This is a genomic window from Chryseobacterium barbadense (assembly GCF_042849955.1).
GTDB lineage: Bacteria > Bacteroidota > Bacteroidia > Flavobacteriales > Weeksellaceae > Chryseobacterium.
The window spans coordinates 26,254-44,849 of sequence record NZ_BAAFHL010000022.1 but is presented as its reverse complement, the minus strand read 5'-3'; the positions used below and the strand labels follow the sequence as shown (position 1 = coordinate 44,849).

23 protein-coding genes and 1 riboswitch are annotated in these 18,596 nt (G+C 36.4%); of the genes, 11 read left to right on the top strand and 12 right to left on the bottom strand.

Annotated elements, in window-relative coordinates:
• From ACGHIN_RS10340 to ACGHIN_RS10330, 3 genes are all read right to left on the bottom strand, one after another.
• Positions 1-252: TetR/AcrR family transcriptional regulator (locus ACGHIN_RS10340; protein ID WP_390453127.1), on the bottom strand; the 252-nt coding region annotated here is incomplete at its 3' end.
• 85 nt (positions 253-337) lie between these two features.
• Positions 338-871, bottom strand: coding sequence for a GNAT family N-acetyltransferase (locus tag ACGHIN_RS10335; protein WP_390453126.1), 534 nt, complete (start codon positions 869-871; stop codon positions 338-340).
• Positions 872-948: 77 nt separating this feature from the next.
• Positions 949-1,872 (bottom strand): hypothetical protein, encoded by a 924-nt coding sequence (locus ACGHIN_RS10330; protein WP_390453124.1) that lies wholly within the window; start codon positions 1,870-1,872, stop codon positions 949-951.
• A gap of 113 nt (positions 1,873-1,985) precedes the next feature.
• On the opposite strand from ACGHIN_RS10330, the gene pafA reads away from it, so the two are divergent.
• Positions 1,986-3,632 carry an alkaline phosphatase PafA gene (gene pafA / locus ACGHIN_RS10325; protein ID WP_390453122.1) on the top strand — a complete coding sequence of 549 codons (1,647 nt, stop codon included), beginning with the start codon at positions 1,986-1,988 and terminating at the stop codon, positions 3,630-3,632.
• An 80-nt stretch (positions 3,633-3,712) separates the two neighbouring features.
• Here pafA and ACGHIN_RS10320 read toward each other — a convergent pair whose 3' ends face one another.
• From ACGHIN_RS10320 to ACGHIN_RS10295, 6 genes are read right to left on the bottom strand one after another with little or no spacing between them, the layout of a single operon-like run.
• On the bottom strand, positions 3,713-4,003 hold the full coding sequence (locus tag ACGHIN_RS10320) for a barstar family protein (protein WP_390453120.1): 291 nt from the start codon (positions 4,001-4,003) through the stop codon (positions 3,713-3,715).
• Positions 4,000-4,647 (bottom strand): matrixin family metalloprotease, encoded by a 648-nt coding sequence (locus ACGHIN_RS10315; protein ID WP_390453118.1) that lies wholly within the window; start codon positions 4,645-4,647, stop codon positions 4,000-4,002. Before ACGHIN_RS10315 ends, ACGHIN_RS10320 begins: the two co-directional genes overlap by 4 nt.
• On the bottom strand, positions 4,601-5,116 hold the full coding sequence (locus tag ACGHIN_RS10310; protein WP_390453116.1) for a ribonuclease domain-containing protein: 516 nt from the start codon (positions 5,114-5,116) through the stop codon (positions 4,601-4,603). The genes ACGHIN_RS10315 and ACGHIN_RS10310 overlap by 47 nt, the downstream gene beginning before the upstream one ends.
• Positions 5,117-5,155: 39 nt before the next feature.
• Complete coding sequence (gene nadE / locus ACGHIN_RS10305) at positions 5,156-5,947, bottom strand: NAD(+) synthase (RefSeq protein ID WP_390453114.1); 792 nt, start codon at positions 5,945-5,947, stop codon at positions 5,156-5,158.
• A 16-nt stretch (positions 5,948-5,963) separates the two neighbouring features.
• A complete protein-coding gene (locus ACGHIN_RS10300; protein WP_390453112.1) occupies positions 5,964-6,491 on the bottom strand; it encodes a GNAT family N-acetyltransferase in 528 nt (175 codons plus the stop codon).
• A 2-nt stretch (positions 6,492-6,493) separates the two neighbouring features.
• Positions 6,494-7,021, bottom strand: coding sequence for a GNAT family N-acetyltransferase (locus ACGHIN_RS10295; protein ID WP_390453111.1), 528 nt, complete (start codon positions 7,019-7,021; stop codon positions 6,494-6,496).
• Positions 7,022-7,414: 393 nt separating this feature from the next.
• Between ACGHIN_RS10295 and gldB the strand changes: the two genes are divergently transcribed.
• The 10 genes from gldB to ACGHIN_RS10245 all read left to right on the top strand — a co-directional run bounded on the left by gldB (position 7,415) and on the right by ACGHIN_RS10245 (position 14,694).
• Complete coding sequence (gene gldB / locus ACGHIN_RS10290) at positions 7,415-8,401, top strand: gliding motility lipoprotein GldB (RefSeq protein ID WP_390453109.1); 987 nt, start codon at positions 7,415-7,417, stop codon at positions 8,399-8,401.
• Between the two features lie 20 nt (positions 8,402-8,421).
• Entirely contained in the window at positions 8,422-8,748 is a 327-nt protein-coding gene (gene gldC, locus ACGHIN_RS10285; RefSeq protein ID WP_390453107.1) for a gliding motility protein GldC, read from the top strand.
• Positions 8,749-8,839: 91 nt separating this feature from the next.
• Positions 8,840-9,979: a cystathionine gamma-synthase gene (locus ACGHIN_RS10280; protein WP_390453105.1), complete on the top strand. Its 1,140-nt coding sequence runs from the start codon at positions 8,840-8,842 to the stop codon at positions 9,977-9,979.
• A 10-nt stretch (positions 9,980-9,989) separates the two neighbouring features.
• Positions 9,990-10,472 (top strand): nuclear transport factor 2 family protein, encoded by a 483-nt coding sequence (locus ACGHIN_RS10275; protein WP_390453104.1) that lies wholly within the window; start codon positions 9,990-9,992, stop codon positions 10,470-10,472.
• A gap of 4 nt (positions 10,473-10,476) precedes the next feature.
• On the top strand, positions 10,477-10,926 hold the full coding sequence (locus tag ACGHIN_RS10270) for a GNAT family N-acetyltransferase (RefSeq protein ID WP_390453102.1): 450 nt from the start codon (positions 10,477-10,479) through the stop codon (positions 10,924-10,926).
• Between the two features lie 104 nt (positions 10,927-11,030).
• On the top strand, positions 11,031-11,534 hold the full coding sequence (locus tag ACGHIN_RS10265) for a DinB family protein (RefSeq protein ID WP_390453100.1): 504 nt from the start codon (positions 11,031-11,033) through the stop codon (positions 11,532-11,534).
• Positions 11,534-11,965 (top strand): hypothetical protein, encoded by a 432-nt coding sequence (locus tag ACGHIN_RS10260; protein ID WP_390453098.1) that lies wholly within the window; start codon positions 11,534-11,536, stop codon positions 11,963-11,965. Before ACGHIN_RS10265 ends, ACGHIN_RS10260 begins: the two co-directional genes overlap by 1 nt.
• Positions 11,966-12,241: 276 nt before the next feature.
• Complete coding sequence (locus tag ACGHIN_RS10255) at positions 12,242-12,790, top strand: L-threonylcarbamoyladenylate synthase (protein WP_390453096.1); 549 nt, start codon at positions 12,242-12,244, stop codon at positions 12,788-12,790.
• Between the two features lie 101 nt (positions 12,791-12,891).
• Entirely contained in the window at positions 12,892-13,236 is a 345-nt protein-coding gene (locus tag ACGHIN_RS10250) for a nuclear transport factor 2 family protein (RefSeq protein ID WP_390453095.1), read from the top strand.
• 36 nt (positions 13,237-13,272) lie between these two features.
• A complete protein-coding gene (locus ACGHIN_RS10245; protein ID WP_390453093.1) occupies positions 13,273-14,694 on the top strand; it encodes a CCA tRNA nucleotidyltransferase in 1,422 nt (473 codons plus the stop codon).
• Between the two features lie 128 nt (positions 14,695-14,822).
• Here ACGHIN_RS10245 and ACGHIN_RS10240 read toward each other — a convergent pair whose 3' ends face one another.
• From ACGHIN_RS10240 to cdd, 3 genes are all read right to left on the bottom strand, one after another.
• A complete protein-coding gene (locus tag ACGHIN_RS10240) occupies positions 14,823-15,857 on the bottom strand; it encodes a YncE family protein (RefSeq protein WP_390453092.1) in 1,035 nt (344 codons plus the stop codon).
• A 10-nt stretch (positions 15,858-15,867) separates the two neighbouring features.
• The gene (locus ACGHIN_RS10235; protein ID WP_390453090.1) at positions 15,868-17,694 is read right to left on the bottom strand and encodes a TonB-dependent receptor plug domain-containing protein; all 1,827 of its coding nucleotides are present in this window, start codon (positions 17,692-17,694) and stop codon (positions 15,868-15,870) included.
• 31 nt (positions 17,695-17,725) lie between these two features.
• Positions 17,726-17,901, bottom strand: a riboswitch (cobalamin riboswitch).
• 146 nt (positions 17,902-18,047) lie between these two features.
• Positions 18,048-18,530 (bottom strand): cytidine deaminase, encoded by a 483-nt coding sequence (gene cdd / locus ACGHIN_RS10230; protein WP_390453088.1) that lies wholly within the window; start codon positions 18,528-18,530, stop codon positions 18,048-18,050.
• Between the last annotated feature and the right edge of the window lie 66 nt (positions 18,531-18,596).

Genomic DNA, 18,596 nt, shown 5'->3' with positions numbered 1-18,596 from the left:
CTCAATCTGATCTTCTGACTTCTCAATAGCTTGTCTGATTTTCTGGTTAAAACTTTCCGCAAATTGTTTAATTGAGCGAATGTATAATTCCTGTTTTCCTCCTTTGAATGCCAAATAAAAGCTTCCTTTCCCAATTCCCATGGCGCTCAGCAATTCGTCTGCGGAAGCAGTATCGTAGCCTTTGTTTCTAAAGACTTCGGTTGCTTTTTGGATCGCTTCCTGTTCGTCGAATATTTTAGGTCTTCCTGCCATTTTTTTATTTTGATAGAACAAAGATATATAATTGTACCATTTGGTACAAAATAAAAATTCAAATATCTTTTATAGTTTCCGTCAATCAAACCTCAAAGCTCATATATAAAGCTGTTTCCGTGGAATCGTTATATAATTTCGTATTGATGCCGGTAAAAAGAAAACCTGCCTTTTGATAAAATTTAATGGCGGGATAATTGGTATTCTGGGTTTCCAGTTCAACGATTCTGCACTGCAGTTCTCTTGCTTCCCGATTAACACTTTTGATCAATAATCTTCCGATATTTTGCCCTCTGTATTTTTCACTGATGAGCATATTTTCTATAAAGAGGCTGTTATTCCACTCCCTGAAGTCACAAATGATCCAACCTATCAATTCATCATTGTCAAAGGCTCCGAAAGAATGTCCCTGTGCAATAATTTCATTCAGCTCGTCAATATCATCGGAATTGGTTTCCCAAACTTTTCTGTAATACTGCTTTTTTTCCCTGAGATTAAATTCAAATGAATTTCCGATCTCAATGGCAGAAACAACCCATATTTTATCTGTTTCGTAACCGTTGAGTCCCCAATTGAGTGTAGGGTTTCTTGTAAGCTTTCCCAATCTTTTGATTTCCATAGTAAAAATAGGAAGCTTAGTTTAGTTTATTTCCTTTCGAGTTAAGAAAAAGTTTTGAAAAGCTTCATAGAAGAAATTTACAATTTTGCCACGAATTCATTCAGGATTTCTTTAGTTTTTTTGTCGTAATTTTCATCAAACATATCAATTTCCTCATTCTTCTTTACAATTTGCTTAAGATCATCTCTTTCTGACAGATCAGCAATTCTACTCATAAAAAAACTTCCTTCAAATAAAAAATCTTTATATGATTCTTTAAAGCGTGTAACCAGAAAGCTGAGTAATTCATGATCATTAGGTTTACTAATAATGTCAATTAATCCCAGATCATAATAATCTAAAGTTTTTTGTGAAAAAAGAGCTGTTCTCAGTTTTTCTTTTTGAGTTTTATTTAATTCGAATTTTCTTTCAAAAGTGTCTTTGTCGTGATCATAAAAAGACATGAAATCACTTTCAGGAGAGAGTTCATAAGTTCCTTCCCATTTGGTTGCTTTTTCCAAAGCACACTCCACAAGCCAATCCACCGTTTTGATATGTTTTTCTTCTTCATTTTTGATTTTTAGAATATCCTGCATTTCAAGAATTCTATTTTTATAAATGGAATATTCATCTTTATTCAAAACTTTGGAACCATAAGAAAGAGCGTGGGTGGAATATCTGTTATCATTTTTTTCTTTATATAAAAATGCTAATGTAAAAGTCCCTTTTTCATAATAAGCCGGGGCCGGACAGGACATTCCTGAACTGGTGTATACTTCAATAATTTGTGTGCTTTTTATATTTCCCTGTAAAATATCATATACTTTTAAAACTGCAATTTCCGATTTGAACCAATCATCATCTTTTACATTTTTATTTTGTTTAACCTCTAAAACTTCAGCATATACAATATTTTTAGATTCAATAATTAATTTTCTCAAAGACATCAGAGAAATAGGATAAGCAAATAGGGTATAGCTGAAAACGATTAAAATCAGCAGGAAAAATGATTTCAATTTCATAATGGTCAAGTTTTTATTGTAAATATATAATGTAGAACGATAAAATTTAAATAAAATTTCATACTGCAAGACTTTCAAAACCTGTAAATTTGTAGCCAATAAAAATTTACCGGATGCTTAGGAAAATTTCAATCGCGGCAGCTACTTTCTTGTCGGTGGTTACAATCAATGCTCAGAAGAATAAAAATTCTCAATTAGAAAGGCCTAAATTAGTCATAGGTTTAGTAGTAGATCAGATGAGGTGGGACTATCTGTACCGATATTACAGTAAATATGGAAAAGATGGTTTCAAAAGGCTGCTTAATACCGGCTATTCTTTAAATAATGTTCACATCAATTATGTACCTACGGTTACCGCTTTAGGACATACCAGTATTTATACAGGATCAGTTCCGGCTATTCACGGAATTGCCGGAAATGACTGGACGGATAAAGAAACCGGAAAAAATGTATATTGTACTACAGATGAAAGTGTTCAGCCGGTAGGAACAACCAATACCAAAGTCGGAAGCCATTCTCCGAAAAATCTATGGTCAACAACGGTAACGGATGAATTGAGGTTGGCCACCAATTTCCAGGGAAAGGTAATAGGAGTTTCCCTTAAAGACCGCGCTTCCATTCTTCCGGCAGGGCATACTCCAACAGGAGCGTTCTGGTTTGATGATTCTACAGGGAATTTTATTACAAGTACCTGGTATATGAATGACTTGCCTCAATGGCTTAAGTCTTTCAATTCTCAAAATCTACCGGATCAGCTGGTTGCTAATGGATGGAATACATTGCTTCCGATTAATCAGTATACTGAAAGCTCCCCGGATAATTCATCATGGGAAGGACTTTTGGGAAGTGCAAAAACACCTACTTTCCCATACAGCAATCTGGCAAAAGATTATCAGGCAAAAAAAGATAATATCAGATATACTCCTTTCGGAAACACGCTGACTTTAAAACTTGCTGAAGCTTCCGTAGAAGGAGAAAAATTGGGAAGTGATGATGTTACCGATTTTTTAGCGATCAACCTGGCTTCTACGGATTATGCAGGGCATAAATTCGGCCCAAATTCCATTGAGGTAGAGGATGTATACTTAAGACTGGATCAGGATTTAGCGCAATTCTTCAACTATCTGGATTCAAAGGTCGGAAAAGGAGAGTACACGGTTTTCCTTTCTGCGGATCACGGAGGTGCCCATTCTGTAGGGTTTTTGAAAGAACATAAAATAACAACAGGTTTTTTCGGGGAAGACATGGAGAAGAATATCAACCAGAAGCTGAAGGAAAAATTCGGAGTAGATAAGCTAATTAATGCGGTGGATAATTATCAGATCTATTTTGACAGAAAATTAATGAAAGACCATAAAATAGAATTGGAAGATCTGAGGGAGTTCACCATTCATGAGCTGGAAAAAGATCCTACTGTTTTATTTGCCGTTTCCGTACAGGAAGTTCAGGAAGCTACAATTCCGGAACCGATCAAACAAAGAATCATCAATGGGATCAACAGGCAGAGAAGTGGTGATATTCAGTTGATCTCACACGATTCCATGTTGCCGCCATATTCCAAAACAGGAACCACACACAGTGTATGGAATTCTTATGATTCCCATATTCCGTTAATATTTATGGGGTGGGGGATACAACATGGGGAAAGCAATAAACCCTATGATATGACGGATATTGCACCCACGATTTCTTCCTTGTTAAAAATACAGTTTCCAAGTGGGAATGTCGGAAATCCAATTACCGAAGTTATTGGGAAATAAAGATAAAAAAAACGTCCTTACTAAGGACGTTTTTTTATGATCTTATTAATTGACGTAAGTGATGATATCGACTATAAAGATCATTCCTCCTCATCTTCATATTGCTCCAGATAATAAGTGAAAGTAAAGCTTTCAAGCTCTTCTTCAGCATCTTCCAGAGTAGTCAATAAGTCTTCGAAAATTTCCAGCTGATCTACATTCATATTCACGAATTCTATGTGAAGCGGCATTTCCAGCTCGCCTGTAATCACATCATATAAGGCATCAAGATTATCACCGAAATGCTCCGGAAGTTTGAGTTTATCTTTTAGCTGTGCATAAAAATCTTCATAGTCGCCGATGTCTGTAAAATCTATATAAATTGTTTTCATATTGAGTTGAATTTCCAGTTTTTATGGGTTAAAAAAGTTTTACATTGCCTGCAGAAATCTTTTTCTTCATTCGTAGGGTTCTTACCTTCCGCATCCCTCATAAAGCAGGTCTTTTCGGGACAGTGTTTCAACCCCTGGGTGTGGCCCAGCTCATGGATGGCTACCTTAAAAAGCTGCTCATCGGAGTTTTCTTTATCTAATCTGAATTTTGAAGCAACACAGGCTCTTCCCGGCCTGTATCCCAATCCCATGACGCCAAAGTCTCTGATTTTTCCTTTGGTAACACTGATGTCTTTTGAGGTCAGGGCAACAGTAACAAATCCTTCTTTGGTTTTTCCCTGTAAAAACCTAATGATTGAATCTGCCCTGTAACGGTTTCTTTCTTTATAATAGGCGTTTTCAGGAAAATCAATGGGTTCCAGAATTTTAACATTTGGGTATACTTTCTTAATTTCCCGGGTTACAGAGGCTACGTTTTCGGGTTTGATATCTTTAAAAGGCTGAACCAATATAGTCATAGGGATTTCTTCCTTTACTGTTGTATGCTGCTTTTCAGTACAGGAAATAACTAATATAAGGCCCGGGAAAAATAAAAAGTTATTGCTTCTCAAAACTCTTATAATGATTTTTAGTAAGGTAAACATCCCCGTTTTCAGTAAATACGATACGATCTGCATTCCTGTTTCCGCAGTTATAATTTACATCAGCTTCAAAATATCTTTCACCTTTAGGAAGGTTTCCTTCCCGGTTACTGAATTTATCTCCTCCAATAGCTCTTCCCGGCAATACATCGCAGAGATTTCCTTTGGAAGGGTTCCAGCCTTGTTTTCGGGCTTCATTTTTGGTGATATAATAAACAGGAAGTTTGTGGTTTTGCTTCACATAGCTGATTACTTTTTTCTCTTCAGTCAGCTGATCGATAGTTTGGTGGTCTGAAGAATAGTCCGTTTTGTTTTCTTCAGGAGAAGTACTTCCATAGCTTACCTGTTCAGATTTAGAAATTTTGGAATTGTTTTTCTTTTCAATGGTAAAATTATTGATAAGATACATGATCAGAATTCCCAAAAGAAGCCCGGCTAGTGCAAAAAATAAAGGTCTTGATTTACTGTTCATATTATAAACCTATAACTTTTAACTCTTCATTTACAACTTTTATACTCTCCATTCCTCCGGAATATCACATACCGGAATCGGATTCATTTTATGTTGTGCCGCCTTATTCATTCGTTCAAAAATCAGGAATACTTCCTTATCTCTTCCTTCGTAATCCTCTGCTGTTTTGGTTCCGTATTCCTTCTGGATCTTTTCAAGTTCAGGGTAAGAAGCACCGATCTGGTCTTCATCCGTTCTTTCTGCATCCCAAAGTCCATCGGTAGGAACTGCTTTTTGAATGCTTTCTATGATATTTAAAGCTTTAGCCAGCTTGTAAATTTCTGTTTTGTAAAGATCGGCAATCGGGGAAACATCCACACCACCGTCTCCGTATTTGGTATAAAATCCGATTCCGAAATCCTCCACTTTGTTTCCGGTTCCGCAAACCAGTAATCCGTGAAGCTGCCCGAAATAATATAGTGTTAACATTCTAAAACGGGATCTTGTATTAGCTAAAGCCAGATTATTGCTCCATCTTCCCTCTACGTGATCGTGTACCACATCTTCGAAGGTTTCAAAAACAGGAGTCAGGTTAATGGTTTTTCCCTGAACATTAGTGAATTTCGTTTTAAGATCCGCAATATGATCTAGCGCTCGGTTCATTTGGTCTTCTTTTTGACGGATCGGCATTTCAAGCAGTAAAACTTCAAGGCCGGTCATAGCACACAGGGTGGAAACCACGGCAGAATCTATTCCGCCCGAAACTCCTACTACATATCCTTTTACATTTGCTTTTACGGCATAATCTTTCAGCCAGTTAACAATATGATCTATTACTTTTTGTGTTTGCATTTTTTTATTTTGTTTTTTAATCTATTCCAAATTCTTTAGGGTATCGCACTACGCCTTTTACATCTTTTAGTCCGTCTTTTACCAATTCAATCGCCATTCCGTTCTCCTCAGGAATATCAAATGGAAAAGAGATTCCAAAATTAGTGGTTTTTTTGTATCCAAACTTAGGATAATAATTTTCGTGTCCGATTAATATAACAGATTGATAGCCCAGTTGTCGGGCAATATCATGCCCTTTTTCTATAAGTTTTCCGCCAATCCCCTGATGCTGAAAATCAGGCTGTACTGAAACCGGAGCCAAAGCCAGAGATTCAAAGGATTCCTGGCCGTTCTCAATGGTTATTTTTGTGAATAAAATATGGCCGGCAATTTTATCATCTGCTTCTGCAACCAATGATAATTCTGGAATAAAAGCATTTGATTTTCTTAATCTTTCAACTAAAAAATGTTCCTGATGGTCACTGTATTCCAAATTTCTGAAAGCTTCTTCAATAGTTTGAAAAACCTTCGGATAATCTCTTTCTTTTTCCTGTCTTATTACCATGATTATGATATATAATTTTCCTTTTTCAGCTCATACCAGAAGCAAACTCCGTCCGTCTCCGTAAACTCACCGGTTTTTTCAAATCCCAGCTTCTTTAAAATATGGTTGGATCCGGTATTTTCAGAATGAGCATGGGCATAAATGATTTCTGCTTTCAATATAGTAAAGCCGAAATCAAGAGATGCTTTTGCCGATTCAAGGGCATATCCTTTACCCCAGAACTCAGGAATAAAGCGATATCCGAGGTCATAGATATTTTGGTAACCATTGATGGGTTCGGTCAATAATTTTAAACCACTCCAACCGATTAAAAGTCCGCTTTCCTTTTCAATCACCGCAAGCCTTCCTATACCGTTATCTGTATATTGCTGCTGAATCATCCGGATCACTCTTTCAGAATCTCTTTTATCATTCAGCGGTGGCATGCCAATATATTTCATCACTTCAGGATTGGAATCAAGGAGAAACATACGATCTACATCGCCGGCTTCAAAATTCCGTAAAATAAGTCTTTCTGTTTCTAATTGCATGAGAAAAATAATAAATCAGCGTGAGAAGTTAGAGGACTTGCATCAACACTTTTAGGTTTAAAGATATAGTTAATTGATCGATACTCGGTAATTCTTTTAAAGAAATGTTGTTATTCAAATATAGAAAAAACGATTTTAAGATTTTCTGCCTTAATGTAAAGATTCTGTACTTATGGGGAACAACTGGATATCTTCCTGTTTTTTTTATCCTTTTGAAAATACGGCGACCTTTTGACCAGAACCGATTTCTTCAAATTTTCGTCTTTAAATCCAGTTTTATAAGCATTTAAAGGCGGATGATTTCAAATAGAAGGAATACCGCAAATATTTTATTTTTCACCGGAAATTGTGTTTAAATCACTATTTTTGTAAACTTAAATTTCATGTAAAAATATGAAGATTTTTAGAACTATTGTACTTTCTTCCATTATGGTATTGCTATTGAATTCTTGTAAAAAAGAAGCTCAGGACCAATGGAGGGTTGAAGTGAAAGATCCCGTTGAAAAAATTGATATGACGGATATTTCCAAAGAATTTTACAACCCGAATGTTCCGTTGGATCAGTTTAAAGCAAAATTTCCTTGGTTTCAGGGAACCGTTTCTGATGCTGATTTTGTAAAAAGAAGATCCGATGCAGAGGAAATCAAACTCTATAAGGAAGCCATTGGTAAAATAGACCAGAATAAGCTTCAGAAAGAACTTCAGGACCTGTTTTCGCATATTAAATATTACTTTCCCAACTTCAAAGTTCCTAAAATATACCTGTTTTCATCCGTTTTGCAGATGGTTCAGGATCCTGTTTTTTATGAGCCTAAAGAAAATTTGCTCTTTATAGATGTTACCGGATTTATGGGAGAGAATAATCCGAATTATAAAGGATTGGAACTATACTTCCAAAAATCGATGAATCCACAGAATATAGTTCCTAAAGTTTCCCAGATTTTTGCAGAAAATGCAGTAGTTGCTGCTCCTGATCATCAGAAATTCATTGATCACCTGATTCTGAACGGAAAAATCATGATACTTCAGGATGCTTTTTTACCTAACTTCCCGAATTACCTAAAAATGAACTATACTCAGAAGCAATATGATTGGGCTGTAGCCAATGAAGCCAATATTTGGAATTATTTCGTTGAAAGTAATTTGATTTTTGGGGATGATCCGAGACTGGTAGACCGTTTTATTTCCCCGGGACCTTTCTCAAAATTTTATACGGAAATAGACAACGAATCTTCACCTCAGATCGGAATTTTTACAGGATGGCAGATCTGTAAGGCGTATTTTAAGGAAAAGCCGGAAACCAAATTACAAGATTTTCTTAAAATGGATGCTACCACCATATTTAATCAATCAGGGTATAAACCTAAAGCAGAACAATAAAAAATAGAAAAATAGAAAGAATGAGAAAGACTCAGATAACGATAGATGTTGAATTAGATGAAAACCATATTCCTGAAAACATTACCTGGAATGCTCAGGATGGTGGAATTGAAAAAGAGGAAACAAAGGCAACAATGATTTCTGTGTGGGATGACAAGGCAATGGAAGCCCTGAGAATTGACCTTTGGACTAAGGAAATGCCGGTTGATCAAATGAAAATGTTCATCCACCAGATCCTTATTTCATTGGGAAATACCTATCAAAGAGCGACGGGAGAAGAAGATGTGGCACAATGGATGGAGCAGATAGCGGAAGAATTTGCTATCAAGTCAGCGATAAAAATGTAAAAATAATATGATGGTATGAAGATGTGCTGATTGAATCAAAAAAATCAAAATCAACATATCATCACATGAACTAATTATCAAATCAAAAATTATGAATTTTAATACAAAAGTTATACACGGGGGACAACATCATGAATCTGCAACAGGTTCTGTGAATGTTCCGGTTTTTTTAACCTCTACATTTGCACAGAAAAGCCCGGGAGTTCACTCAGGATATGAATATTCAAGAGCAGCTAACCCTACAAGACAGGCTTTGGAAGACTCTTTGGCAAGCATTGAGAATGGGGCGAGAGGCCTGGCTTTCGGATCAGGATTGGCGGCTATTGACTGTGTGTTGAAATTACTGAATCCAGGGGATGAGGTAGTGGCAGTGGATGATTTGTATGGTGGAACCTACAGAATGTTCACAAGACTTTTCGAAAAATATCAACTGAAGTTTACGTTCGTTAATTTTGATGATGTTTCTAAAATTGTTGATGTTATTACAGATAAAACCAAACTGATCTGGCTGGAAACTCCAACGAACCCTTTGATGAAATTGGTAGATATTAAAGCTGTTGTAGAGATGGCCAAGGGAAAAAATATTCTGGTTGCGGTAGATAATACATTCGCGACCCCTTATCTTCAAAGACCGATTGATTTAGGAGCAGATATCGTGATGCATTCTGCAACAAAATATTTAGGAGGGCATTCTGATGTTATTGCAGGAGCTTTGGTTGCCAAAGATGCTGAATTAGGAGAAAAACTTCATTTCATCCAATTTGCAAGCGGTGGAATTTTGGGGCCTCATGATTCTTATTTGGTGTTGAGAGGAATCAAAACATTAGCATTAAGAGTGCAGAGACATTCTGAAAACGGAATGTCAGTAGCCAAATACCTGGAATCTCATCCAGCGGTTGCTCAGGTAATTTATCCGGGACTGGAATCTCACCCACAGTATGAATTGGCAAAATCTCAGATGAAAGATTTCGGAGGAATGGTTTCTTTCACATTCAAATCAGGGAAAAAAGAAGACGCCATTAAATTTCTGGAAAGGCTGAAAGTTTTCACTTTAGCGGAATCTTTAGGAGGTGTAGAATCTTTAGCGAATCACCCTGCTTTGATGACTCATGCTTCTATTCCTGCTGAAAAAAGAGCTGAATTAGGAATTACCGATGATTTGGTTCGTCTGAGTGTTGGAATTGAAGACGCAGAAGACCTGATCGCTGATTTAGAAAGAGCTTTTTCTTAAAAAATAAGTAATGAGAAAGATTCAGATTTTGATGATTCTGAGCCTTTTCAGCCAGTTGATGTACTCTCAGGTAAAACCAACCGATGAGTTGTATAAAACGGCTAAAAAGCTGGACAGTTTGATATTCGATATCGGATTTAACAAGTGTGATCTTTCTCATTATAATTCCATAGTGAGCAATGATCTTGAGTTCTATCATGATAAAGGAGGAATTACATCCGGAAAGGAAGCTTTTATAGCATCCATTAAAAATAATATCTGTGGCGGACCTAATAAAGTAAAGCGCGAGCTGGTTCCGAACAGTATGAAGGTCTATCCTTTGTACAATAATAATGTCTTATATGCATTTATACAGGAAGGCGAACACGATTTTTTTGAGTTCGTTAATGGAAAATGGAACAAAGGAAGCCGTGCAAAATTCACCATTCTATGGATTTTAGAAGGAAAAGACTGGAAAATGAAACGTGTTTTAAGCTACGACCATCATTTATAATTATATGAAAAATACAAGGAAAGCTACTATTCAGGACCTGACACAATTAGCAGAGCTATTTGACCAATACAGGATTTTTTATCATAAGGAATCTGATATTCCGGCAGCAGAAAATTTTCTCATAGAGCGAATTGAAAAAGGAGATTCTGAAATTTTTGTAGCTGAAAATGATAATAAACTTGTTGGGTTTGTACAATTATATCCTATATTTTCATCCACAAGAATGAAGCGCTACTGGTTGCTGAACGATTTATACGTTAATGGAAGCCATAGAGGAAAAGGCTACTCCAAAGAATTAATTGAAGATGCGAAAGAACTTTGCAGGTCAACACAAGCCTGTGGCGTTTTACTGGAAACAGGAAAGAGCAATGATATCGGAAATCAGTTGTATCCTGCTTGCGGATTTGAACTGTATGATTCCGTTAACTTCTATGAATGGACGAACAATTTATAAATGATAAATGATGATTGATATTCTTTTTTTCTCATCATTTATTATCTATCAATTATCATTAATTAATATATTACTCATTACCAATTACTTATTACCATATTAATATGACAGATTTTCAAAAATACATTCAGAGATATTTAGACAATATTCCCTCCGAAAACTGGTTGGATGAAATGAATATATCAGGAGAGAAAACGATAAAAATCTTTTCCGGACTTACGGAAGAGCAGTCACTTTTTGCCTACGATGAAGGAAAATGGACTTTGAAAGAAATGCTTTTGCATTTATCCGATACCGAAAGAGTATTTCAGTATCGTGCATTAGCTTTTGCAAGAGGAGAGCAGGCAGAACTACCAGGTTTTGATGAAAACGGATATGCAGATAATTCTTATGGGAACGAGCGAACCTTAGAATCACTATTGGAAGAATATAAGCTGGTGAGAAAATCTTCTCAGATCTTTTTTCAAACCCTGAATCCATCTGTTTTAAGTAATATTGGGACAGCCAACAGAAACCCAATTTCTGTAGAAACCATCGGGAAATTGATCGTTGGACATAATTATCATCATTTGAATATTATTGCGGAAAGATATTTGCCGGGGTTGTAATGGATTCCAGAAAACTGATTTTAATAAGCGTAATAATCTTTATTACATCGCTTTTCTTTGATGCTCTTACATTTGAAGATTTACATGGAATTGGTAGTTATAGTTCATTGACACTTTTCCTTATTGGCCCAATCGGTTTCCTTGGCGGAGGTATTTTAGAATTTTTTATTTGGACAGCGAATGGCTGGTTGTTGGTTTCAATGATTAGTGCTTATAAAAAGAACTACTTTCTGGCAAATTTGTCAGGAATTATTGCTGCTCTTATTTCCGGGTCATTTATTTTTTGGGAAAATATTCTGGTGTCTGAAAGTGGAAGAACAGCAGAGATTCATAGTCTGGAAGAAGGTTATTTTTTATGGTTAACTTCTATTTTAGTAATGATGATTTTAGCAGTTTATTTGAATTGGCAATCAAAAAGAAATATTAAATAAGAATAGTCTTTAACCCGTTTTTTCATTTTTGCTATAAATATTACAATGACTAGAAGGGTAATTATAAAGTATTTGCTGTTTTCATTTTCATTAATGAGATTGCTTTTCTTTTAGCATTTCAGTGGGAAGAATTTATGTTTAAAAATGAAAATTTAAAATGTATTTTTGCTGTTCAGGATTCATTGAAAAAAACGATACGGTATCGATTATCTTATCAATTAAGAACCCTAATATTTTAACCTTGAATCTGAACACAGCCTTTTAAATTCAAATTGAATGGAACACATCATCAAAATACTAAAATCTGGCGGAACTATTCTTTATCCCACAGATACAATCTGGGGAATAGGTTGTGATGCGACTAATGTAGAAGCGATCAATAAGATCTTTGAGATCAAAAAGCGTGAAAAGAACAAATCCATGATCATTTTGGTGGAATCTGAAAAAAGGTTGCAGGATTTGGTAGATGTTCCGGAAATGGCATGGGAAATTATCGATCTCAGTGAAAAACCGGTTACCATTGTTTATGAAAGTCCAAGAGGCTTGCCGAAAGAATTACTGGCGGAGGATGGAAGTGTAGGAATAAGGCTTGTGAAAAACGACTTCTGTAAAAAGCTCATCACAAAACTCAATAAACCTATTGTATCTACATCAGCTAATTTCAGCGGTGACAAAAGTCCGTTGAAATTCTCGGATATTTCACCAGAGATGATTAAACTGGTGGATTACGCAGTAGAAGAGGACAGGGAGAAAGTTTCCCAATATTCCGGTTCTTCTGTAATCAAAATATGGAGTGACAACAGAATCAAAGTTCTGAGAGAATAAAATTACTGCTACCGCAGCTTTAAAATCTCGTCAATGGATATATTGACGGGATTTCTTTTATTTAATACTATCTTTGCAACTCGAATTGTAAAATCAAAGAAATGAATCACCAGGAATTTGCTAAGGAATGGATTGATACATGGAATTCCCATGATTTGGACCGTATTTTATCCCATTATGCTGATGATATTGAAATCAATACACCTATGATCAAAATGGCGACCCAAGGAAAGGAAGATACTTTGAAAGGAAAAGCAGCCGTTCGTGAATATTGGGGTAAGGCATTGGGGAAATATCCCGATCTTCATTTCGAATTGATCCGTTCAACGGCAGGAGTAGATTCTGTGGCTTTATTTTACAGCTCGATCATGGATAAACATGCCGTTGAGGTTATGTTCTTTAATGAAGAAGGAAAAATCAGTAAAATGTATGCCCATTATGATTAATAAGGTGCATACCGGAAAATTGACGAGTATATTGTAATGGAAATTAATCTGAATCAAAATAAAAACCTGAAGCTTTTCAAAATCATTTCTGAGATAGCCTCACGAAATAATCAATCCGCATACATTGTGGGCGGGTACGTCCGGGATTTACTGATGAAAAGAAAAGCATCTACGGATATTGATTTTGTAACTGAACAGAGCGGAATAGACTTAGCTCAAAGTGTTGCACAGGAAATTGACCCGAAACTGAAAGTTTCTGTTTTCAAGACCTATGGAACGGCTATGATCAAATACAAAGACCTGGAGCTTGAATTTGTGGGTGCCAGAAAAGAAAGCTATTCCGAAAACAGCAGGAAGCCTGAAGTAGAAGGTGGAACGTTAGAAGACGATCAAAAAAGAAGAGATTTTACCATCAACGCAATGGCCATCTCTCTGAATAAAGATAATTTCGGTGAGTTAATCGATCCTTTCAATGGAATCGGAGATCTGGAAAATGGTATTCTGAGAACTCCATTGGAGCCTGCACAAACCTATTCTGACGATCCGCTGAGAATGATGCGTGCCATTCGTTTTGCATCAACGTTACAATTCAAAATAGAAGAAAACTCTTTATCAGCCATAAAACAGGAAGCAGAAAGAATCAAAATTGTTTCCATGGAAAGAGTCATGGTGGAATTCAATAAAATCATGCTTTCGGAAAAACCTTCCCTCGGCTTGAGATTAATGGAAGAAACCGGTCTTTTAAAGCTGATTATTCCTGAATTGATAGAATTGAAGGGCGTGGAGGAAGTAGAAGGGCAAACCCATAAAGATAATTTTTATCACACGCTGGAAGTCGTTGATAATATTTCTGTAAATACAGATAATCTTTGGTTGCGCTGGTCAGCATTGCTTCATGATATAGGAAAGGCACCGACTAAAAAATTCGTAGAAGGAACGGGATGGACATTCCACGGCCATGAGTTTTTAGGCTCCAAAATGGTGAAATCACTTTTTCAGCGATTAAAATTACCTCTTGGACCTGACATGAAATACGTTCAGAAAATGGTAAAATTGTCATCGCGTCCTATCGCATTGATTACAGATGACGCCTCAGACTCGGCTTTAAGGAGATTATTGTTCGATGCAGGAGAAGACCTGGAAGATCTGTTTACCCTATGTAAAGCGGATATTACTACAAAAAATGCCAAAAAGCAGGAACGTTTTATCAAAAACTTCGAATATGTGGCAATAAAAATAAAGGAAGTGGAGGAAAAAGATCAGGTGAGAAATTTCCAACCACCAATTTCAGGCGAGGAAATCATGGAGATGTTTGATCTTAAACCAGGAAGAGAGATTGGTATCTTAAAGGAAAAAGTAAAAGAAGCGATCCTGGAGGGGGAAATTCCTAATGATAAAGAAGAAGCAAAGAATTTTGTGATTGCTGAAGCTCAAAAGCTTGGTCTTCAGGTAAAATAGATATAGAAACTTAAAAAGCAGGCAAAAATGTCTGCTTTTTTATTATATAAATCGGGCGGCTTCGTAGAAGCCGCCCGAAAAAAAACACAAATGATGAAAAAAAATATATAACGCCTAAAGGCGCTGTATTAGTTCGCGTAGAATCCGTTAGAACCTTTACCTGCTGTAAAAGTACTGATAATAGATCCCGACGTGTTATAAACCGTAATTTTGCTGTCCTGCGTAAATCCGTTAGCATCAGACGTAAAGATTTTTCCGTACACTACGTTAAATCCGTATAAGGTAGAGTAAGAATTATCCGTAACCGTAAATAATGGAGTAGTAGGAGCCGCTGTAGCATTCATATCCATTGAATACACCTTATTCCCTGAAGTGAAATAAAATTTGTTGGTGTCAATTTCAAGATTGGTAGCATTGGCAATTCCTGTTAAAGTCGTTGTTTTCACAATAGAACCGGTATTTGAAATTTGGTAAATATATGAATCCGCAGTACCAGAAGCAATTACGTAAACATTGTTGTTATAGGAAATCGTTTTATTGATGTTTCCATTAGGTAAAGTAATGGTAGACTGGATCTCGTTATTTGAGGTATTGACATATGTGATCTTATTTCCGAATCCGAAAGAAGCATTCTGAACAAAAATATTTCCACCAGCCTGTACAATTCTTTCAACAGGGTCCGTAAAAGTAATTTTTTTAACGAAAGATAAATCGGAAGTTTTGTAGATGCTTACATACTTGTCTCCACCGTATTTATCATTCGTTACATAAAGTGTATTGTTAGCTACTGCTGCGTAACGGGGCTGGTTGATCTGTTCTGTGATTTCCCCTGTACTTTTAAAGGTATAGCGGTTAACAACCTTTACTTTATTAGAATTATTCAATAACAGATATGCTTTATCTCCGCTAAAGGCGATGGTTTGCAAAACATCTCCCAGGTTAGATCCGTTATTAACGGAGAAAATATTATCCTGCTTAAGGCTTAAATCTCCTGTTACAAAAGTTACATCTGCATTAGGTGTTCCGTAGTTACCCTCATTGGTAATTAAAATTCCGTTTTCATAGGAAATGGTTGGGACAATAACTTCATCATCATTGCTACAGGAAACATTGAAAAGTAGTGCAAATGCAAAAAGAAGTGGTAAAAGTCTGGTTACTTTCATATCGATTATATTAAAAATTTATTTCTGCGTATATGCTGTAATTCCTTTTCGGAAGAGGATAATAAGCTACGGTCTTATAAACCGTATTCGTAGCATTATTTACCCTGAAACCTAAAGTATATTTTTTTGAAAGCGTTGTTGAAATTCCCGTATTTAAAACAAAATAAGGATCCAGAGCATCCGCTCTTTTTTCATCTGTTGTAGTATAAGTAAGCCCGTTAAACATTCCCTGGACATACAGTTTCAGGAAATCATACTGGTAATCAAAACTTCCGAAAATCTTATGTAACGGAACATACATCATTTGCTTTTGAGTCTCTTTGTTGATTGACTTGGCATATGTATATCCGGCACTTAGTTTAAAATAATGCTTATTGATCTGCTTAAAATAAGTTACTTGAGATTCAAGCCCGTAAGATTCAACCTTATTGGTGTTGAAAGCTGCCCAATATCCATATTGTGTAGGAAGCCAGGTAATATAATCAGAGATATCCATATAATATGGAGTCAGTGTAATTCTAAAAGTTCCAAACAAAAACTCATGCGTCATATCTCCCTGGACCGAAGTTTCCGGTTTCAGATGAGGATTTCCTCCCGGTTCCCAATACAGATCATTAAACGTTGGAAATCTGAAATTTCTGGACATATTGAAAGCAACGGTATACCATTGCAAAGGACTCCATTTTCCGGAAAAAGAATAGAGAATAGGAGAGTCAAAGTCCTCTACAAAATCCTTTTTAATCCCTGCTTCAAAACGCAAGTTATTATGAGCAAAATATCTTACCAATCCAGCCAAAGATCCCACATTTCTACTGATATCACCAATTCCGGAGCCATATCCTTCTCCTTTATTCACCTGGAATTCAGAAATCACGTTCAAATTCAGCTTTGGAGTAATAAAATAATTAAAATCATTTTTGAAAATATAATTCTTTCCGGTGGCTCCACTGGTTTTCGGAGCGGCAATATCCCCGAAATACTGGAAATTCTCTTCGGTATAAGCCGCTTTCAGGCTGTTGGAAAATTTACTTTTATTGATGTCCCAGGAAAGCAAGCTTCTCGTACTTTGAGTTTCATACTTGGTTTTGTTCCCGTTCTCCACAAAAATAGGATAATGCTGTGAAGAATCGAAAAACTGGCTTTGCCATGAAATAGTCTGTTTGTCTGCAATTTTATAAGAAGCTCCAATGTTGAACGTTGTATTGTAATACCTTCCGTTTCTGTTGATATACTCCTCTTCCTCCACTTCATAATCATTCTGGCTGATGAAATAATTGCCGGATACCTTAAAGCTGAACTTATCATTGCTGTACGAAGCCTTTGCAAAATTATTATACGTCTCAAAAGAAGAAAACTCAGAATATAATGATGCCTGAGCTCCTTTATTAAAGTTTAAATCATTATTCAAATGAATGCTTCCTCCGATAGCACCGCTTCCGTACATAATACTTCCGCCACCTGCCTTGACCTCAAGCTGATCATAGCCGAAAACTGGAATATTATTAATGTCTCCTTGCCCTAAAAATTGAGAATTGATATTGATACCGTTCCACACAAAAGCGGTATGACTGGCTCCTGTACCTCTGAATGAAGGCGAAGAAACCATACCACGTCCGTTCTCTTTGATGTACAAAGAAGTCTGAAAACGTAAAACATCAGATAAATTGGCGGAATTTTTTTGAATGTCTGCCGGAGAAAGGCTACGTACCGGATGAAAAAGCTTCACCCTTTTCATCTGATGATCAAAAACCGTAACCGTGTCAATGGCTTTCTCTTGTCCGAAAAGAAAACAACCATAAGACGATAAAAGTAATACTAAAGACCTTTTTATATCCATACTATTTTACTTTTCCTCCGAAAGCAATATGTTTTAAGTTATAATTTTGGCAGGTCTCCTGACTTTCGCTTTCTGCGCCTTCCCGTTTTCACAGTGGCCCGTTGCAGAAATCTTTGTGCGATTTACAGTTGCGGGGACAGTTTGGGATTTTCACCCAATTCCCTTTTCATTCCAAATATCTTGGAAACCAAAATTTTTGCAAAGATAGATATTTTTATTTAAGCAGGGAGGCTGAATAGTAAAATCCTAAAACTGCAAATTTGTCATTCTGAATGTAGAAGGACAAAATCGCAGTTGAGATCTTCTCTTCGTCAGAATGATAAACTCAATATAGGTTTTATCACCCTCTTACCTTAAAGAAACGTAGCGTCAAACGAAAACGGCAGCAAATCTTTTACAGACTGTACTTTGATCACTTCTTCATTCATGCTTGAAAAATAAAGATCAATATTTTCTTTCTGCTTGGTTTCAAATTCCAGTAGGCTTTGTCTGCAGGCTCCACAAGGTGGGATAGGAGGATTTTTCTCGGAAAACTCCTTAGGGCCACCTACAACGAAGATTTTCCTGATCTTTTCATTAGGAAAATTAGCCGCCACCCAGAACAAAGTTGTTCTTTCCGCACAAAGCCCGGAAGGGAAAGCCGCATTCTCCTGATTATTCCCGGAATAGATCTCTCCATTTTCCAATAGGACGGCACAGCCCACCAAAAACTGGGAATACGGAGCATAGGCATTTTCACGTGCCTGTTTTGCTCTTTCAAACAATTGCCTTTCTATATCGCTCAGTTCGCTGCTATTTTTAAAATATTCGTAACCGATCTGTATGTCTTTTTTCATATATTGTGAAACTAAAAAAGGGGGATAAAATTAGCTCTTTTTCATAAGGTGAACAAATAGTTTTTA

Coding starts and splice junctions, on each gene's coding strand:
- ACGHIN_RS10335 (WP_390453126.1), bottom strand. CDS start 871: ATGGAAATCAAAAGATTGGGAAAGCTTACAAGAAACCCTACACTCAAT.
- ACGHIN_RS10330 (WP_390453124.1), bottom strand. CDS start 1,872: ATGAAATTGAAATCATTTTTCCTGCTGATTTTAATCGTTTTCAGCTAT.
- pafA (WP_390453122.1), top strand. CDS start 1,986: ATGCTTAGGAAAATTTCAATCGCGGCAGCTACTTTCTTGTCGGTGGTT.
- ACGHIN_RS10320 (WP_390453120.1), bottom strand. CDS start 4,003: ATGAAAACAATTTATATAGATTTTACAGACATCGGCGACTATGAAGAT.
- ACGHIN_RS10315 (WP_390453118.1), bottom strand. CDS start 4,647: ATGTTTACCTTACTAAAAATCATTATAAGAGTTTTGAGAAGCAATAAC.
- ACGHIN_RS10310 (WP_390453116.1), bottom strand. CDS start 5,116: ATGAACAGTAAATCAAGACCTTTATTTTTTGCACTAGCCGGGCTTCTT.
- nadE (WP_390453114.1), bottom strand. CDS start 5,947: ATGCAAACACAAAAAGTAATAGATCATATTGTTAACTGGCTGAAAGAT.
- ACGHIN_RS10300 (WP_390453112.1), bottom strand. CDS start 6,491: ATGGTAATAAGACAGGAAAAAGAAAGAGATTATCCGAAGGTTTTTCAA.
- ACGHIN_RS10295 (WP_390453111.1), bottom strand. CDS start 7,021: ATGCAATTAGAAACAGAAAGACTTATTTTACGGAATTTTGAAGCCGGC.
- gldB (WP_390453109.1), top strand. CDS start 7,415: ATGAAGATTTTTAGAACTATTGTACTTTCTTCCATTATGGTATTGCTA.
- gldC (WP_390453107.1), top strand. CDS start 8,422: ATGAGAAAGACTCAGATAACGATAGATGTTGAATTAGATGAAAACCAT.
- ACGHIN_RS10280 (WP_390453105.1), top strand. CDS start 8,840: ATGAATTTTAATACAAAAGTTATACACGGGGGACAACATCATGAATCT.
- ACGHIN_RS10275 (WP_390453104.1), top strand. CDS start 9,990: ATGAGAAAGATTCAGATTTTGATGATTCTGAGCCTTTTCAGCCAGTTG.
- ACGHIN_RS10270 (WP_390453102.1), top strand. CDS start 10,477: ATGAAAAATACAAGGAAAGCTACTATTCAGGACCTGACACAATTAGCA.
- ACGHIN_RS10265 (WP_390453100.1), top strand. CDS start 11,031: ATGACAGATTTTCAAAAATACATTCAGAGATATTTAGACAATATTCCC.
- ACGHIN_RS10260 (WP_390453098.1), top strand. CDS start 11,534: ATGGATTCCAGAAAACTGATTTTAATAAGCGTAATAATCTTTATTACA.
- ACGHIN_RS10255 (WP_390453096.1), top strand. CDS start 12,242: ATGGAACACATCATCAAAATACTAAAATCTGGCGGAACTATTCTTTAT.
- ACGHIN_RS10250 (WP_390453095.1), top strand. CDS start 12,892: ATGAATCACCAGGAATTTGCTAAGGAATGGATTGATACATGGAATTCC.
- ACGHIN_RS10245 (WP_390453093.1), top strand. CDS start 13,273: ATGGAAATTAATCTGAATCAAAATAAAAACCTGAAGCTTTTCAAAATC.
- ACGHIN_RS10240 (WP_390453092.1), bottom strand. CDS start 15,857: ATGAAAGTAACCAGACTTTTACCACTTCTTTTTGCATTTGCACTACTT.
- ACGHIN_RS10235 (WP_390453090.1), bottom strand. CDS start 17,694: ATGGATATAAAAAGGTCTTTAGTATTACTTTTATCGTCTTATGGTTGT.
- cdd (WP_390453088.1), bottom strand. CDS start 18,530: ATGAAAAAAGACATACAGATCGGTTACGAATATTTTAAAAATAGCAGC.